The organism is Brevibacterium siliguriense (assembly GCF_900105315.1).
Lineage (GTDB): Bacteria > Actinomycetota > Actinomycetes > Actinomycetales > Brevibacteriaceae > Brevibacterium > Brevibacterium siliguriense.
Genome location: NZ_LT629766.1, coordinates 3,485,122 through 3,502,055, shown reverse-complemented (window position 1 = coordinate 3,502,055; position 16,934 = coordinate 3,485,122). Strand labels below are relative to the sequence as shown.

The window sequence follows — 16,934 nt, the reverse complement described above, 5'->3', positions numbered from 1 at the left end:
GCCTCAGCTCAGCCGAGCACCGCCTGCCAGCTCGCCACCGGAGACGATGAGTCGGCCCGCCTTGAACACGTCCCGATCCTGCGGGCAGTCCATGATCGCCGAAGTGACGGTATCGGCTGTGATGAGCACAGATTCGGCGGGAGCACCCACACCCAGACCGAACTTCGCATCGTCGGCAGGCATCGCGCCATCGGGACTGGCCCGGCCATGACCTGAGCACCTCCGCGGGAGGCGATGTAGAGTCAGCCTTCGATATCCGCGTCGGCACGAAAGCCGTTCGTGAACGCCAGCTGCCAGGTCCGATGCAGCAGATCACCGTCACCGTACGGGCTCCAATAATCCCTCTGCCCGTCCTCGCCAAATCCCAGAGCCAAGCGGCGCTCACGGATGAGCGCCTACGGCGGCGCACCCTTGGCCGGAGCGACCGTCGTCAGTGCCACCCCCGCCTCGGCGAGGGCATCGAGGATCCGGACGACCTCGGGTTCCAGGTTCGTATTGAGGGCGAAAACATGGGAGACCGTGACCTGTCCGGCTATGCCCGCAGCTCTGGTGCGGGCCGCGATCTCCTCGAGCGAGAACAGTCCCGCGGTGCCCGCCTCTTGGAAGGTGGATGTCGATGCCTCGGCCGCAACGAGCAGCTCGCGGACACCGTGTTCCCTGATGATTCCCGCCTGCGGGATCCGTCCCGCACCGTCGATGACCTCGACCCCGGTCGGCGATGTCCCGGACCTCGGTGTCGAGGTCCCGTGGCGGCATCCTCGGCGGGGGAGATGCGAGAGAACCGCCCCTCGGTGCTCTTGACGTCGACGGCGGGAGCATCGGGGGTGCGCGGGAACAGGCGCACATTCTTCACACCGATCATGGGCTCAGCCTGCGACCGTAGGATGGTATACCATTGGCAATTGTGCCCGATCGCGCGCCCGGAAGAGCTGCGGCCCGCATGCATGACGACCACAGCTGTCTGAAAGGATGAGGCTATGACAACTTCGCCCGAGCAGGGGTTCCGACGCTCCCGCGGCCTCGACGTTCTGGCCCTGGCCTGCCTCGTCCTCATCGCCGCCTCACTGCGCCCGGCCGCCTCCTCCCTGGGGCCCGTGCTCTCCGAGGTCAAAGACGGATTCTCCCTGGCCGAATGGCAGACCGGTCTGCTCACGGCCCTGCCGGGACTCGTGTTCGCCATCTGCGGCATCATCGCCGTACCCCTGCTCAAGCGGCTCGGTCTGTTCTTCGCTCTGGCCATGAGTGCCGCCTTCATCGTCGCAGGCGTCGGTCTGCGCGCGGTCGTCACCGAATGGGTGGCCTTCGCCCTGCTCACGGTCCTCGCCCTGGCCGGAATGTCGATCGGCAACGTCATTCTGCCCGTCTACGTCAAGTCCCGGTTCCCGCACCGGCCCACCCTGGGTGCGACGACGTTCACCGTTTCGCTGGGACTCGGTTCGATGCTGCCCTCGCTGTTCACCGCGCCCTTGGCAGAACAGTTCGGCGGGTGGCGCGTCGGCCTCGGCTTCTGGATGATCCTGCCCTTCTCCGCGCTCATCACCTGGTCGGTGCTGCGGAGCCTGAAGTCCGTGCCCGTCCTGTCCGGACAGGCGACGGAACCCGGCGGCGAACGGTCCGAATCGCCGCCTCGGCGAGGGGTCTTCACCTCACCCAAGGCGCGGTACATGGCGATCTTCTTCGGTCTCCAATCGGCCAACGCGTATGTTCAGTTCGGGTGGCTGCCCCAGATCTACCGCGACGCCGGACTCGACCCCTTCCTCGCCGGAATCATGCTCACGATCGTGACCTTCGGCGGACTGCCCGGTGGATTCCTCGCCCCGCAGATCATCGTGCGGGGCATCGCCCCGCGCGCCTTCCTCGTCTCCTTCGGGGCCAGCGCCGTCGCAGGCTACACGGGACTGCTGCTCAGCCCGGCCACCGTCCCCTGGCTGTGGGCGGTCTTCCTCGGCTACGGCGGATTCGCCTTCCCCGCCGCGCTGGCGCTGATCACCTCTCGGACTCGCGAGGTCTCCGTCACGGCCTCGACCTCAGCTTTCGTCCAGTCGTCGGGCTATGTGCTCGCCGCACTGTGCCCGCTGGCCGTGGGCGGACTGCTCGGCATCAGCGGCGGTTGGCAGGTGCCGCTGTGGTTCATGGTCATCATCTCCGCGCTCATGGCGATCACCGGCTGGCTGTCGGCCGGTCCGGGGACTGTCGACGACGAACTGGCACCGACTTCCGGGCACAGTGGCACCGGTGAGGCAAAGTGACCCATAATGGAATCTCAAGGACCCGCTTCTGAGGAGAATCGACACTCGTGGACATCAACGATCTCGGCAATGACATCGAAAAAGTACTCGTCTCGGAAGAGCAGATAGCCGCACGACTCGTTGAACTGGCCGCCGCCATCGATGAAGACTACAAGGGCAAGGACATCCTGCTCGTCGGCGTCCTCAAGGGCGCCGTCATGGTCATGGCCGACCTCGCCCGTGCCCTGCACTCACCGGTGACGATGGACTGGATGGCTGTGTCCTCCTACGGATCGGGCACGAAGTCCTCCGGCGTCGTGCGGATCCTCAAGGACCTCGACACGGACCTCACCGACCGTCACGTCCTCATCGTCGAAGACATCATCGACTCCGGTCTCACCCTGTCCTGGCTGGTCCAGAACCTGCGCACTCGCGGGGCGGCCACCGTCGAGATCTGCACCATGCTGCGCAAGCCCGAAGCCGTCAAGGTCGACATCGACGTCAAGTACGTCGGCTTCGATGTGCCCAACGAATTCGTCATCGGCTACGGCCTGGACTATGCGGAGAAGTACCGCAACGTGCCGTTCGTCGCGACTCTGGCTCAGCACGTCTACAGCTGAGCCTGCCTGCACCACTCTTTTACGCCCACGGCGAACCCGGTCCGGGTCCGGGGCCTGTGACGGAATAGATTCTGCACGCATTCGGGCTATAGGGGTGCGAAGTACTAGGCTGTGGGGGATGTTCCCAGGCAGCCTCGGTACTCTGAAACGGTTGCCCACATCTTTTTCCTGAGAGGACTTATGGCCGAGTCGAACAAACGTCGCCCCCTGCTGAACAAGGCGACGAAGGGCCCATTGGTCTGGATCGTTCTGGCACTGCTCGTCGTATCGATCGGTGCTCTGCTGTTCAGCCAGTCCGGGTTCAGCCAGATCGACACCGAACAGGGGCTTGAGCTGCTGGGGGACGACAAGGTCGAACAGGCCAAGATCGTCGACAAGGACCAGCGCGTCGACCTCACTCTCAAGGACGACTTCAAGGTCGACGGCAAGGACTTCGGCAAGAAGGTCCAGTTCTTCTACGTCGAACAGCGCGGCGAGCAGGTCATCAAGGCCGTCGACTCCGCCGGCCCGGACAAGGGCTTCACGGACGAGGTTCCCAAGCAGAGCTGGCTGATGTCGCTTCTGGGCACGCTCATTCCGTTCGTCATCATCTTCGTCGTCTTCTGGTTCCTCATCTCGCAGATGTCGGGCGGGAAGATGATGAACTTCGGCAAATCGAAGGCGAAGCTCGTCAACAAGGAGAATCCGGACGTCACCTTCAAGGATGTCGCCGGTGTCGATGAGGCCCTCGAGGAGCTCGAAGAGATCAAGGAGTTCCTCGCCGAACCGGAGAAGTTCAAGGCTGTCGGAGCGAAGATCCCCAAGGGCGTGCTCCTCTACGGCCAGCCGGGTACGGGTAAGACCCTGCTGGCCAAGGCCGTTGCCGGTGAAGCCGGAGTGCCGTTCTACTCGATCTCCGGGTCCGACTTCGTCGAGATGTACGTCGGTGTCGGTGCCTCCCGTGTGCGTGACCTGTTCGAACAGGCGAAGTCGAACGCCCCCTGCATCATCTTCATCGACGAGATCGACGCCGTCGGCCGCCAGCGCGGCGCCGGAATGGGCGGCGGCCACGATGAGCGCGAACAGACGCTCAACCAGCTGCTCGTCGAGATGGACGGATTCGACGTCAAGACCAACGTCATCCTCATCGCCGCGACCAACCGTCCCGACGTCCTCGACCCGGCGCTGCTGCGTCCCGGCCGCTTCGACCGGCAGATCCCCGTCGAAGCCCCGGACATGAACGGCCGCAAGCACATCCTCGAAGTCCACGCCGCCGACAAGCCGCTGGCCGACGAGGTCGACCTCGGGCAGGTCGCGAAGCGGACCCCTGGATTCTCCGGTGCCGACCTGGCCAATGTCCTCAATGAGGCGGCTCTGCTCACCGCGCGTGAGAACGCGAAGGTCATCGACAACCGGATCCTCGACGAAGCCATCGACCGCGTCATCGCCGGCCCGCAGAAGCGGACCCGACTGATGAACGACAAGGAACGCCTCGTCACCGCCTACCACGAGGGCGGACACGCTCTCGTCGCCGCGGCCATGAACCAGACCGACCCGGTCACCAAGGTCACGATCCTCCCACGCGGGAGGGCACTGGGCTACACGATGGTCCTGCCCAGCGAAGACAAGTATTCGACGACGCGCAATGAGCTGCTCGACCAGCTCGCCTACGCCATGGGCGGGCGCGTGGCAGAGGAGATCGTCTTCCACGACCCGACCACCGGAGCCAGCAACGACATCGAGAAGGCGACGAACATCGCCCGGAAGATGGTCACCCAGTACGGAATGAGCGAGAAGCTGGGCATGGTGAAGATCGGCGACGACCAGTCCGAGCCCTTCGCCGGGCGCGGCTACGGCGGCGGCGACGAATACGGGGATTCGACCCTGTCCTCGATCGACCGCGAAGTCCGCGGACTCATCGACTCCGCACACGCCGACGCGTACTGGGCGCTGACGCACAACCGCGATGTGCTCGACAACCTCGCGTACCAGCTGCTCGAACGCGAAACGCTGGACCAGGCCGCTCTCGAGGAGATCTTCGCGCCCGTCGTCAAGCGAAACACCCGCGAAGTGTGGCTGGCCCACGATGATCGTCCCGTGTCCGAACGCGGCCCCATCGATCCGCCCGCACCGCAGAGCGAGCGCAATGACGGTGAAGGTTCGACCGGCACCGAGGTGGACACCACCGACATCCCCGGAGCCGGACCCACGGGAGTCACCGGTCCCCACGTTCCGCACAACCCACCGGGACCCGAGAACCCGAACGGCCCGACCGGTCCGACGAGCGGATCCACTGAGGGACCGACTGGAGGCCCCGGAGCAGGTGGCCCCGGAACCGGGGGACCGACGACGAATGACACGAACGACGACAGAGGGAACAACGACTGATGGCCGATATCGAAGAGGTCTCCGCCGGTCTCGGCCCCGCTCCCTCAGGGCACGAGAACAAGGTCGACCAGGCCCGCATCGCCGCCGCGGTGCGTGAGATCCTCATCGCCGTGGGTGAAGACCCCGACCGGGAAGGTCTGCTCGAGACTCCGGACCGAGTGGCCAGGGCCTATGAGGAGATCTTCGCCGGTCTCCACCGCGACCCGGCGGAAGTCCTCGGCGTCACCTTCGACATCAGCCACGAGGAACTCGTCCTCGTCCGCGACATCGACCTGTACTCCACCTGCGAGCACCACCTCGTGCCGTTCCACGGCGTCGCCCACATCGGCTACATCCCGAGCAAGAACGGCAAGATCACAGGGTTGTCGAAACTGGCCCGCCTCGTCGAGATCTATGCTCGTCGCCCGCAGGTGCAGGAACGCCTGACCGCGCAGATCGCCGATGCGCTCGTCGACCATCTCGACCCGCAGGGCGTCATCGTCGTCGTAGAAGCCGAACACCTGTGCATGACCATGCGCGGCGTCCGCAAACCCGGAGCCTCGACGATCACCTCGGCCGTGCGCGGGCAGCTGCGCGAAAGCGCCTCCCGGGCAGAAGCGATGAGTCTCATCCTCGGCCGCTGAGACCAGAACACGGATCCCGCAGTGATGAACGATTCAGCAGTGAAGACGCAGATCATGGGTGTCCTCAACGTCACCCCGGACTCCTTCTCCGACGGCGGACTGTGGTTCGACCACGACCGGGCCGTCGCCCACGGACTCGAACTCATGGCCAATGGCGCCGACATCATCGATGTCGGCGGCGAGTCGACGCGTCCGGGATCGGCCCGCGTCGACGAGGCCGAAGAACTGCGCCGAGTCATTCCGGTTGTCCGGGAGCTCGCCGCGGCCGGAGCCGTCATCAGTGTCGACACGATGCGTGCCCGCGTCGCCGCGGAATCCCTGGCTGTCGGGGCCCACATCATCAACGACGTCTCCGCCGGGCAGTCGGATCCCACCATGCTCAGCGTCGCCGCCGAATCCGGAGCCCCCATCGTGCTCATGCACTGGCGCGGCTACCTCGATCAGGCCTCGGCGACCTTCCACTACGACGATGTCGTCGCCGAGGTGATCGCCGAGCTGCGCACCCGCATCGACGAAGCGATCGCCGTGGGCGTCGAACCTGCGAACATCATCGTCGACCCCGGTCTCGGATTCTCGAAGAACGCCGAACACAACTGGCAGCTGCTGGGTGCCCTCGACGAATTCTCCGCTCTCGACCACCGGCTCCTCGTCGCGGCCAGCCGGAAGCGCTTCATCGCATCCCTGCTCAGCCCCGACGACCCGAAGCAAGCCGAACAGGCGGCGAAGGACCAGGCCACGGCCACGATCTCCGCGATCTCCGCACAGGCCGGTGCCTGGGCGGTCCGCGTCCACGATCCGGCCACCTCCGCGGTCGCCTGCAAGGTCATCGCCGCGGTCAGGGACCACTCCGCCGAAGCGAACCCCGCAGCTGATTCGGACACCGAGGGAGCCGGGCGATGACCGGCACCGAGGCGGCCCCCGACCGCATCGAACTGCGCGGACTCACGGTGCGCGGCAACCACGGCGTCTTCGACTTCGAGAAGCGTGAGGGTCAGGACTTCGTCATCGACGTCACCCTGCACACCTCGGTCGAACGCGCAGCAGCCACCGACGACCTCGCCGAGACGATCCACTACGGTGAACTCGCCGAAGCCGTCGCCGGAATCGTCGAGAACAACACCTTCGACCTCATCGAAACCTTGGCCGAACGCATCGCCGACCACTGCCTGAGCCTGTGCGAACACGTCGAAGTCGTCGTCCACAAACCCTCGGCACCGATCCAACGGACCTTCGACGATGTGCGCATCCGCGTCGAACGCTGCCGCAGTGTCGCCGCGGCCAGCGGGGAGACCGAAGCGTATCTCAACCTCGGGGCGAACCTCGGCGATGCCGCGGACACCCTCGATCAAGCGGTCGCCGCACTCGACCGGCACCCGGACATCACCGTCACCGGCCGGTCCTCACTCTTCCGCACCGCTCCCTGGGGCGGAGTCGAACAGGACGACTTCCTCAACCTCGGAGTGCTTGTGACCACCACGCTGCCGGCATTCGAACTGCTCTCGGTGGCACAGGGAATCGAAGTCGCCTGCGGACGCACGCGCGAACTCCGATGGGGACCGCGGACCCTCGACATCGACCTCATCCGCTTCGGAGCCGAGGATGCAGAGCTGCGCAGCCAGACCCAGCGACTGACCCTGCCGCACCCACGTGCCCACGAACGCGCCTTCGTCCTCGCGCCTTGGGCCGAACTCGTCGGAGACACACTCATCGACACCCCACAGGGACGCCGCCCCATCAGCGCGGTTCTGGCCGAACTCGACAACCAGGACATCGACCGGATCACCTCTGGATAACCGCCCGCGATCTGAGAGACTGGGAAGCATGCAGAGAACCTCCTCTTCCACCCTCGCCGTCTGGGCCGTCATCGGCACGGTTCTCGCGATCGTGGTCGACGTTGTGCTCGAAAGCCAAGGATTCTCGCTGCCCGGCCTGCCATGGTTCGCCGTCATCGGCATGCTCATCCTCTCCGCCATCCTTCTGCTGCTCGGTTGGCCCATCAAGAAATGGAACGACGGGGACAGGACGAAGGAGATCGACCCGCTCCAAGCAGCGAGGGTCGCGATCATGGCCAAGGCCAGTGCCCTGACCGGATCCGGGCTCTCCGGCTGGTACCTCGGCAACGCCGGGTACTACTTCCTGTCGTCGCCGGGGATCCGCAACGATATCGCCGCAGGTATGCTTGTCGCAATGGTCTCTGCCGCCGTGCTCATGATCGTCGGCATGATCGTCGAGGGATTCTGCGAGATCCCACCCCAAGACCCGCCGGGAGCTGAAACAGCATGAACCGCGACCTCTCCTTCTCCATCGGAGCCGATGTGCCCTTCAACCGCGTCAGCCCGAAATACGGGCTGAAGGAGGTCCTGGCCTCACTGACGCTGCTCGTTCCACTGCTCATCGCAGCCCTGGTCTTTGCGATCATCTTCACCTCCGAGGCGCCCTGGCTGCACGTGATCTGGATCGCCGTCCTCGCCTACGGCATCATCTCGACAATCATCATCCTCCGCCAGGCTCGCGCCATCGGCTATGCCGAACGTGAGGACGACCTGCTCGTCCGCCGCGGCATCATGTTCCACCGCGCGACCGTCGTACCCTACGGCCGACTCCAGTTCGTCGACGTCGATGCCGGCCCCATCGACCGGATGTTCGGCCTGGCCACCGTCAAACTCCACACCGCCTCCGCCGCGACCGACGCGACGATCCCCGGTCTGCCACGTGCCGAAGCCGACCGCCTGCGCGACAGTCTCGCCGGACTCGGCCAGGCCAATCTCGCCGGACTGTGACCATGAGCGACGAACCCTCGCCCGACAACTCCACCACCGAGGCGGCCGCACCGGAGGTCTGGCACCGCGTCCATCCGCTGACGCCGATTCTCGAGAGCCTCGGCGTCCTCGTCGGTATCTTCATCGCTGCGGCCTACGGTCTGCAGAACTTCTTCCAGAGCGCCGTAGAAGACCTCGCCTCCGGCCGCTCCGTCAACCTCACCTTCGCCGAATGGCTGGGCGCTCATCCGCTGGTGATCCTCGCCGTCGTCGGCGGAATCGTCCTCGTCCTCCTGCTCACCGCACTCTTCAGCTGGCTGGCATGGCGAGTCATGGGCTACCGCGTCGACGCCGAGGCGATCTACTATCGGCGCGGACTGCTGTCGAAGAAGCTGCGCAAGGCCCGACTCGACCGCGTGCAGTCCATCGACCTGCAGCAGAAGCTGCTGCCGCGCTTGCTCGGAATGGCCGAACTCGTATTCGACGTCGCCGGTGGCACCGACTCGAACATCTCTCTGAAGTACCTGTCGAAGAAGCGGGCCGAAGAGCTGCGCGACGAACTGCTGGCCGCCGTCCGCTCCCGCAAGCAGGGACACACCCGCACCGAGGCGGCTCCCGGGGTCCCCGGAACCGGATCGTCGCCGTCCGGTTCGACCGGGTCCGGAGCGGCGGCCGACAGTGCGGCAGCAAATCTCGCGGCGGAGCCATACGGGCAGGCCAGCCCGGCCGACAGCGGCACCTCGGGGACCGGCGGGCAGACCGGAACCGATCTGTCGGTTCCCGAACGAGGCGGGGACAGCCTCGGTGTGCGGCTCACCAAGCGGCTCGGCACCCTCGCCGATGAAGCCTCCGGTGAAGCCGAATCCAGCCTCGGCGATCTGCTTGCCCCGTACAATCTCAGACCGCGGGTGGGCGACGAGGGAGAGATCATCCGGGTGCCCGTCCATCGGGTCGTCGTCTCCTCCCTGCTCAAGACCGAGACCCTGGTGTCCGTAGCCGTCGTCATCGTCGTCATCATCACGGCGATCGTGCTCTTGGCCTTCGGAATCAAAGAGGTATTCATCCCGATCCTCGTCGGTGTCCTGCCCGGCGTCTTCGCGGCGTTCTCCGCGCTCCGGAAGAACCTCGACAACGCGAACTTCGTGGTCCGCCTCGGCGAGAACGGGCTCGCCGTCAACCACGGACTCTTCTCCACCTCTCGCAAGGTCATTCCGCTCGACCGGATCCAGGCGGTGGCCCTGCATCAGCCGCTGCTGTGGCGGTGGGCCGGCTGGTGGGAGGCCCAATTCAACATCGCCAGCGATGGCGGGAAGACAGAATCGAACCTGCTGCTGCCTGTCGGCGACATCGACCAGGCCCTGCTCATGGTCGGACTCTCCCTGCCGGACCCGCAGCTGCCCGAGGACATCGGCGCCGACACCCTGGTGCGCTCGGCGATGTACGACAGGAAATCCGCCGACCCGGATGCGGCCGCGGCCGAAGAGCTGTTCCACCCGCAGCCGCGATCGTCGCGACTGGTCGATCCGCTCGTCTGGAAGCGACGCGCCTATGCGCTGACCGAGTCGATGCTCGTGCTGCGCCTGGGAGCCCTCAACCGCCGCGTCGACTTCGTGCCGCACGTCCGTGTCCAGTCCCTGCGCTATTATCAGGGACCGCTGATGCGTACGCTCAACCTGGGCACGGTGGCCGTGCATTCGACCGCCGGACCCATCACCCCGCTCGTGAAGCACCAGAGCGCGGACGGAGCCAAACGCTTCTTCACCGAACATGCCGAACGTACTCGCATCGCCCGCCAGACCTTCGACGCGGCGGCGAAGAGCGCCCACACCAACCGGACACAGACACCTGAGGAGGACGAAGGATGAGCCAGGCCGACGCACCGAGGCTGGGCATCGGAATCATCGGCTGCGGCCGTGTCGGAGCCAGTATCGGAGCCGCCTGGAGGCAGGCCGGACACGCGATCATCGGAGTCAGCGCCACCTCGACGGCGAGCCTCGAACGCGCCGAGGAGATGCTGCCCGGAGTGCCCGTCCTCGACCCGGACGAGATCACAGAACGCGCCGAACTCGTGCTCATCGCCGTTCCCGATGACGAGATCGCCCCATTGGTGGCCGGACTGGCGAACCTCGGACGCATCCACGCCGGGCAGATCCTCATGCACTGCTCTGGCCGGTACGGAACGGACGTCCTCGAAGCCGGGACCAGCCTCGGCGCTCTGCCCATCGCTCTGCACCCGTCCCTGACGTTCACCGGAACCGAGGTCGATCTCAGCAGGCTGCGGCAGGCGACGATCGCGGTCACGGCACCGGCGCCGATCCGCCCGGTGGGCGAGGCCCTCGTCGTCGAACTCGGTGCCGAACCGATCGACATCGCCGAGGCGGACCGTCCCCTCTACCACGCGGCCATCACCCACGCATCCAATCATTCGATCACGATCCTCGCCGAAGCCATGGAGCTGCTCGCTGAGGCGGGGGTGGCCGATCCGTCGGCCGTCCTCCACGCCCTCGTCGACGCCAGCGTCGCCAACACCATGCAGAACGGACCCAAGGCGCTGACCGGACCGATCAGCCGCGGTGACGTCGGAACCGTCGAAGCCCACCTGGCGGCACTGAGCGAATTCAGCCTCAGCCGATCGAATCCGTCCGTGCGCAACAGCTACATCGCACTCGCCCGATCGACGGCTGCGAAGGCCCTGGCGATGGGACGCATCACAGAAGCCCAAGCACAGCAGATCCTGACCGCTCTGGACTGACCGCCGAATTCCCCCGTACGGCCCGTCCACGGTAGCCTTGAAGCATGGCGAACACCGACTCGAAGACACCTGAGAACGCAGACCTTTCACCCGAACACCTCGATCCGGAACAGATCCGGATCCGAAAGGACAAGCGCCAGCGTCTCCTCGATGACGGGACCGACGCCTACCCGGTCTCGGTGCCCCGCACCCACAGCCTCGCCGAGGTCCATGCCGCCCACGACGGACTCGACGTGGGGGAGGAGACCGACGACATCGTCGGTGTCATCGGCCGAGTCGTCTTCGTCCGCACCACCGGCAAACTCTGCTTCGTCACACTGCAGGCCGGTGACGGCACTCGTCTGCAGGGCATGCTCTCGCTGCGCGAAGTCGGCCAGGAACGACTGGATGACTTCAAGACCGATGTCGACCTGGGCGACTTCCTGTTCCTGCACGGACGGGTGATCAAGTCCAAGCGCGGTGAGCTCTCCGTGCTCGCTGACTCCTGGACCATGGCGTCGAAGGCCATCCGCCCGCTGCCCGGCCTGCACACCGAACTCGCCGAGGACACCCGCGTCCGCCAGCGCTACCTCGACCTCATCACCCGCGAACAGGCTCGGGAGACGATGCTCACCCGCTCGAAGGTGATGTCGTCGCTGCGGAGGACCTTCGCGGACCAGGATTTCGTCGAGATCGAGACGCCGATGCTGCAGACTATGCACGGCGGTGCCTCGGCGCGCCCGTTCAAGACGCATATGAACGCCTACGACATCGACATGTACCTGCGCATCGCCCCGGAGCTGTTCCTCAAGCGGGCGATCGTCGGTGGAATCGAGAACGTCTTCGAGATCAACCGCAACTTTCGCAATGAGGGAGCGGACTCCACCCACTCACCGGAATTCGCGATGCTCGAGGCCTACCAGTCCTTCGGCGACTATCATTCGATCGCCGATCTGACGAAGACCCTCATCCAGAACGCGGCCCAGGAAGCCACCGGATCACTTGTCGTCACCCTCGACGACGGCACCGACTACGACTTCGGCGGAGACTGGCCGGTCGTGAGCATGTACGACTCCCTGTCCGAGGAGTCCGGCGTCGAGGTGACCCCGGGGACCGGTTTGGACGTCCTCGACAAAATCGCCGCCGACAACAACGTCGACCTGGGTGGTGTCTTCCGTTCGCACGGAAAGTATGTCGAAGAGCTGTGGGAGCACTTCTACCAGGACAAGCTGTGGGCTCCGACCTTCGTCACCGACTTCCCGGTCGACACCTCGCCGCTGGTGCGTGAGCACCGAACGAAGAAGGGCGTCGTGGAGAAGTGGGACCTGTACGTGCGCGGCTTCGAGCTGGCCACCGGATATTCGGAGCTCGTCGACCCGATCATCCAGCGTCAGCGCTTCGAGGCTCAGGCTGCCGACGCCGCTCGCGGCGACGATGAGGCGATGGGCCTCGATGAGGACTTCCTCATGGCGATGGAGCATGGAATGCCGCCGACCGGCGGAATGGGAATGGGCCTCGACCGTCTGCTCATGGCATTGACGGGTCTGGGAATCCGCGAAACCATTCTGTTCCCATTCACCAAGCCTTTGTCTTCATCGCAGGAGGACTCGGCTCAGGAGGGCTGATTTACGATGTTGGATATCCTCAAAGCGCTGCTTCCGTCGATCTGCGTGGGATTGCTGTTCTGGTATGTGTTCCGGAATATCGTCCGCGCAGATCGCAATGAACGCGAACGGGTTGATAAATACTATTCAGAGATTGAAGTTAGCGAAGTCGACGATAATCCCGAAACGGATGTTAAGATGACATCGACAAAATCCTCTGATTACGAAAAGAGTGAACATGGCAAGGGAGATGCGCCTCGTTCTCACGGATGATTTCGACGGAAGCGAAGCGGCGGAAACCGTTCGTTTCAGCCTCGACCAGGCAACGTACGAACTCGAGCTCTCAACCGAGAATGCCGATAAGCTCCGTGAAACGTTCGCCCCATTCATCGCCAAAGCACGTCGTGTAGCCAACACCGGCGGCCGCGGTCGCCGCGCAGGTTCGTCGGGACCCAAGAGGGACACGGCGAAGATCCGCGAGTGGGCTCAGAACAACGGCTACCAGCTCGGTGACCGTGGACGGATCCCGCTGGAGATTGTCGAAGCATACGAAGCAGCGGAGAAGTAAGAGGCTCACTCGATAGCCGATATCTTCCGAATAGACCTGAGGGGTCAGCGATTTGAGTCGCTGGCCCCTCGGGTCTTTTATATGTGGTCCCGGTATTATCAAATGCCGTCTTCGAACGATCGTGCAGAACAGCAGTGATGAAACATCACAGACAATTGTCAGGCGCTGAGTAGTTGAAGATCATATCGATCAATGATCCGGGCAAATGATTCGATGAAGTGAGTCACGAATCAAGGGAGACTGAAGTGTGCGCGAAGAAAGTCTTCTGCGCATCGGGCCGATAATGATGGTGGTTCAGTCGTCCGGGCTCAGCTGCGATCTTGCCGCGGCCCCATATTCCGGCGCCCGCGTCTGCAAAGCGAAGAGCCCCAATTCGACGGGTGACGTCGAATCGAGCTCGCCGCAGTGCTCGGCGAACCTGGGCCAGACCCGACCGCCTCGCTATGAGTCACCGTCGTGAACGCCGGCCGATAGCTGTCGTCGTCGAGCCACTCGGTCCACCGGCGGAGCAGGTTCGGTGCCACCTCGAACTCCGAGGTATCCGAAGCACCTACGAACCTCCGTCGACCGCCTCGGCGATGGCGACCTGGAAATCGAGGCCGAGCTCGTTGACGACGATGGAGTCGGCGATGATGTGGAGACCATGAGCGCGTGCCAGCTCTGGGATGGTCGATTGATCGGTGGGCATGACTGCAGCCTCTCTGATGGCTCCGTCGTGTGACCCACGAGTCTAGTGGGCGACGAAATTTCGCCCACAGCCAAACGGTTTCGGCTCATGGCGAAACCTGCAATAGAACCGCGCTCGTGGTGGTTAGGCTCAGAAGAATCAGAAGACCGAGGAGGATGAATATGTTCGAGCGGTTCACCGACCGAGCACGCCGCGTCGTGGTGCTCGCGCAGGAAGAAGCAAAACTTCTCAAACACAACTACATCGGCACCGAGCACATTCTGCTCGGCCTCATCCATGAGGGTGAAGGTCTGGCAGCGAAGGCTCTCGAGGGCATGGACATCTCCCTCGAGCAGGTGCGTGACCAGGTCCAGGAGATCATCGGTCAGGGTCAGCAGGCTCCCAGCGGCCACATTCCCTTCACCCCGCGGGCGAAGAAGGTCCTCGAGCTCAGCCTCCGCGAAGCACTGCAGCTGGGTCACAGCTACATCGGCACTGAGCACATTCTGCTCGGCCTCATCCGTGAGGGCGAAGGCGTTGCCGCGCAGGTGCTGGTCAAACTCGGCGCGGACCTCGGACGCGTCCGACAGGAAGTCATCAAGCTGCTGTCGGGCTACCAGGGCAAGGAACCCGTGTCCGCCGGCGGCCGTGAAGAGGGAACCCCCTCGGGATCGCTCGTGCTCGACCAGTTCGGCACGAACCTCACCGCTGCGGCCCGCGAGGCCAAGCTCGACCCGGTCATCGGCCGTCACGAGCAGATGCAGCGCGTGATGCAGATCCTCTCGCGTCGCACGAAGAACAACCCGGTCCTCATCGGCGAACCCGGCGTCGGCAAGACCGCTGTCGTCGAGGGGCTCGCGCAGGCCATCGTCAACGGCGAAGTGCCCGAGATCCTCACCGACAAGCAGCTCTACACCCTCGATCTTGGTTCGCTGGTCGCAGGTTCCCGCTATCGCGGTGACTTCGAAGAGCGCCTGAAGAAGGTCCTCAAGGAGATCCGCACCCGCGGCGACATCATCCTCTTCATCGACGAGATCCACACCCTGGTGGGTGCGGGTGCTGCCGAAGGTGCGATCGATGCCGCTTCGATCCTCAAGCCCATGCTGGCTCGCGGAGAGCTGCAGACCATCGGCGCGACGACTCTGGACGAGTACCGCAAGCACATCGAGAAGGATGCCGCCCTCGAACGCCGGTTCCAGCCGATCCAGGTTCCCGAACCGTCGCTGGCGCATTCGATCGAGATCCTCAAGGGCCTGCGCGACAAGTACGAAGCGCACCACAAGGTCACTGTCACCGACGGTGCCCTGGCCGCCGCCGTGAACATGTCCGATCGCTACATCAACGACCGGTACCTGCCGGACAAGGCGATCGACCTCATCGACGAAGCCGGTGCCAAGCTGCGCATCTCGCGTCTGTCGGTTCCGCAAGAGGTCCGTGACCTGGAGGAGAAGATCCTCGAGGCCCGCCACCGCAAGGAAGCCGCCATCGATGCTCAGGACTTCGAACTTGCAGCCTCGGAGCGCGACTCCGAGATGAAGCTGCAGAAGGAGAAGGAAGAGCAGACCGAGGCTTGGCGCAAGTCCGGCACCGACACCTCGAAGGTCGTCGACGCCGATCTCATCGCCGAAGTGCTCGCCGCTGCCACCGGCATTCCGATCTTCAAGCTCACCGAGGAGGAGTCCTCGCGTCTGCTGCGGATGGAAGACGAGCTGCACAAGCGCGTCATCGGTCAGGACGATGCGGTCAAGGCGATCTCGCGGGCGATCCGTCGTACCCGCGCCGGGCTGAAGGATCCGAAGCGTCCCTCCGGTTCGTTCATCTTCGCCGGCCCTACGGGCGTCGGCAAGACCGAGCTGGCCAAGGCTCTCTCGGAGTTCCTCTTCGGCGATGAGGATTCGCTCATCAGCCTCGACATGTCCGAATACTCGGAGAAGCACACGGTTTCGCGACTGTTCGGTTCCCCTCCGGGATATGTCGGCTACGAAGAGGGCGGTCAGCTCACGGAGAAGGTCCGCCGCAAGCCGTTCTCGGTCGTCCTCTTCGACGAGGTGGAGAAGGCCCACTCGGACATCTTCAACTCGCTGCTGCAGATCCTCGAAGACGGTCGCCTGACTGATTCGCAGGGTCGTGAGGTGGACTTCAAGAACACCATCATCATTATGACGACCAACCTCGGTACGCGTGATGTCTCGAGCGGACTCCAGCTCGGATTCCAGGTCGAGGGTGACACGAAGACCAACTACGACCGGATGAAGCAGCGGGTCAACGAAGAGCTCAAGCAGCACTTCCGTCCCGAGTTCCTGAACCGCGTCGATGACACGATCGTGTTCCCGCAGCTGAGCATGACCGAGATCATCAAGATCGTCGATCTCTTCCTCGAGCGTCTCGACGTCCGCCTGGCCGATCAGGGCATGAAGGTCGAGGTCACGTCGGCGGCGAAGGATCTGCTCGCAGAGCGCGGCTACGATCCGGTCCTGGGTGCCCGACCGCTGCGTCGGACCATCCAGCTCGAGATCGAGGACACTCTGTCGGAGAAGATCCTGTTCAAGGAGATCGGACGCGGCCAGACCATCAAGGTCGACGTCAAGGGCGAAGGAAAGGACGCCGAGTTCACCTTCGAAGGCATCGAAACCGAGAGCCTCAAGCCCGCCGAGGACGACCCCGACAGCGAACTCGCAGGTTTGGGTTCGTCCGGCTCGAGCGGATCCTCGGAGACCTCGGCCTGAACGTTCATCACCTTCTCGGATGACAGCGAAGAGTCCGGGGA

The 16,934-nt window shown here is 64.3% G+C and carries 16 protein-coding genes; 14 read left to right on the top strand and 2 right to left on the bottom strand.

Going from position 1 to position 16,934, the window contains the following annotated elements; genetic code table 11:
- Positions 1-3 precede the first annotated feature (3 nt).
- Positions 4-183, bottom strand: a complete 180-nt coding sequence (locus BLU88_RS15745) for a hypothetical protein (protein ID WP_092016010.1) — start codon at positions 181-183, stop codon at positions 4-6.
- Between the two features lie 794 nt (positions 184-977).
- Here BLU88_RS15745 and BLU88_RS15735 point away from each other — a divergent pair.
- From BLU88_RS15735 to BLU88_RS15675, 13 genes are all read left to right on the top strand, one after another.
- Entirely contained in the window at positions 978-2,249 is a 1,272-nt protein-coding gene (locus BLU88_RS15735) for an MFS transporter (protein ID WP_092016004.1), read from the top strand.
- A gap of 47 nt (positions 2,250-2,296) precedes the next feature.
- Positions 2,297-2,848 (top strand): hypoxanthine phosphoribosyltransferase, encoded by a 552-nt coding sequence (gene hpt / locus BLU88_RS15730; protein WP_092016002.1) that lies wholly within the window; start codon positions 2,297-2,299, stop codon positions 2,846-2,848.
- Between the two features lie 180 nt (positions 2,849-3,028).
- On the top strand, positions 3,029-5,215 hold the full coding sequence (gene ftsH, locus BLU88_RS15725) for an ATP-dependent zinc metalloprotease FtsH (protein WP_092015999.1): 2,187 nt from the start codon (positions 3,029-3,031) through the stop codon (positions 5,213-5,215).
- Complete coding sequence (gene folE, locus BLU88_RS15720; RefSeq protein WP_092015996.1) at positions 5,215-5,838, top strand: GTP cyclohydrolase I FolE; 624 nt, start codon at positions 5,215-5,217, stop codon at positions 5,836-5,838. Before ftsH ends, folE begins: the two co-directional genes overlap by 1 nt.
- A 24-nt stretch (positions 5,839-5,862) precedes the next feature.
- Entirely contained in the window at positions 5,863-6,738 is an 876-nt protein-coding gene (folP, locus tag BLU88_RS15715) for a dihydropteroate synthase (RefSeq protein ID WP_197678149.1), read from the top strand.
- Complete coding sequence (gene folK / locus BLU88_RS15710; protein WP_092015993.1) at positions 6,735-7,631, top strand: 2-amino-4-hydroxy-6-hydroxymethyldihydropteridine diphosphokinase; 897 nt, start codon at positions 6,735-6,737, stop codon at positions 7,629-7,631. Before folP ends, folK begins: the two co-directional genes overlap by 4 nt.
- A 28-nt stretch (positions 7,632-7,659) precedes the next feature.
- Positions 7,660-8,121 (top strand): DUF3180 domain-containing protein, encoded by a 462-nt coding sequence (locus tag BLU88_RS15705; RefSeq protein WP_092015990.1) that lies wholly within the window; start codon positions 7,660-7,662, stop codon positions 8,119-8,121.
- Complete coding sequence (locus BLU88_RS15700) at positions 8,118-8,618, top strand: PH domain-containing protein (protein WP_092015988.1); 501 nt, start codon at positions 8,118-8,120, stop codon at positions 8,616-8,618. Before BLU88_RS15705 ends, BLU88_RS15700 begins: the two co-directional genes overlap by 4 nt.
- Positions 8,619-8,620: 2 nt before the next feature.
- Positions 8,621-10,462, top strand: a complete 1,842-nt coding sequence (locus BLU88_RS15695; RefSeq protein WP_092015985.1) for a PH domain-containing protein — start codon at positions 8,621-8,623, stop codon at positions 10,460-10,462.
- A complete protein-coding gene (locus BLU88_RS15690; protein WP_092015982.1) occupies positions 10,459-11,349 on the top strand; it encodes a Rossmann-like and DUF2520 domain-containing protein in 891 nt (296 codons plus the stop codon). Before BLU88_RS15695 ends, BLU88_RS15690 begins: the two co-directional genes overlap by 4 nt.
- Before the next feature lie 44 nt (positions 11,350-11,393).
- Positions 11,394-12,953 (top strand): lysine--tRNA ligase, encoded by a 1,560-nt coding sequence (gene lysS / locus BLU88_RS15685; protein WP_092015979.1) that lies wholly within the window; start codon positions 11,394-11,396, stop codon positions 12,951-12,953.
- A gap of 6 nt (positions 12,954-12,959) precedes the next feature.
- Positions 12,960-13,205, top strand: coding sequence for a hypothetical protein (locus tag BLU88_RS15680; RefSeq protein ID WP_092015976.1), 246 nt, complete (start codon positions 12,960-12,962; stop codon positions 13,203-13,205).
- Positions 13,171-13,500 carry a histone-like nucleoid-structuring protein Lsr2 gene (locus BLU88_RS15675; protein WP_092015973.1) on the top strand — a complete coding sequence of 110 codons (330 nt, stop codon included), beginning with the start codon at positions 13,171-13,173 and terminating at the stop codon, positions 13,498-13,500. The genes BLU88_RS15680 and BLU88_RS15675 overlap by 35 nt, the downstream gene beginning before the upstream one ends.
- Positions 13,501-14,050: 550 nt before the next feature.
- On the opposite strand, the gene BLU88_RS18215 is transcribed toward BLU88_RS15675, so the two are convergent.
- Positions 14,051-14,188 (bottom strand): hypothetical protein, encoded by a 138-nt coding sequence (locus BLU88_RS18215; protein ID WP_157689165.1) that lies wholly within the window; start codon positions 14,186-14,188, stop codon positions 14,051-14,053.
- Between the two features lie 161 nt (positions 14,189-14,349).
- Between BLU88_RS18215 and BLU88_RS15670 the strand changes: the two genes are divergently transcribed.
- Entirely contained in the window at positions 14,350-16,893 is a 2,544-nt protein-coding gene (locus tag BLU88_RS15670; protein ID WP_092015970.1) for an ATP-dependent Clp protease ATP-binding subunit, read from the top strand.
- Positions 16,894-16,934 lie beyond the last annotated feature (41 nt).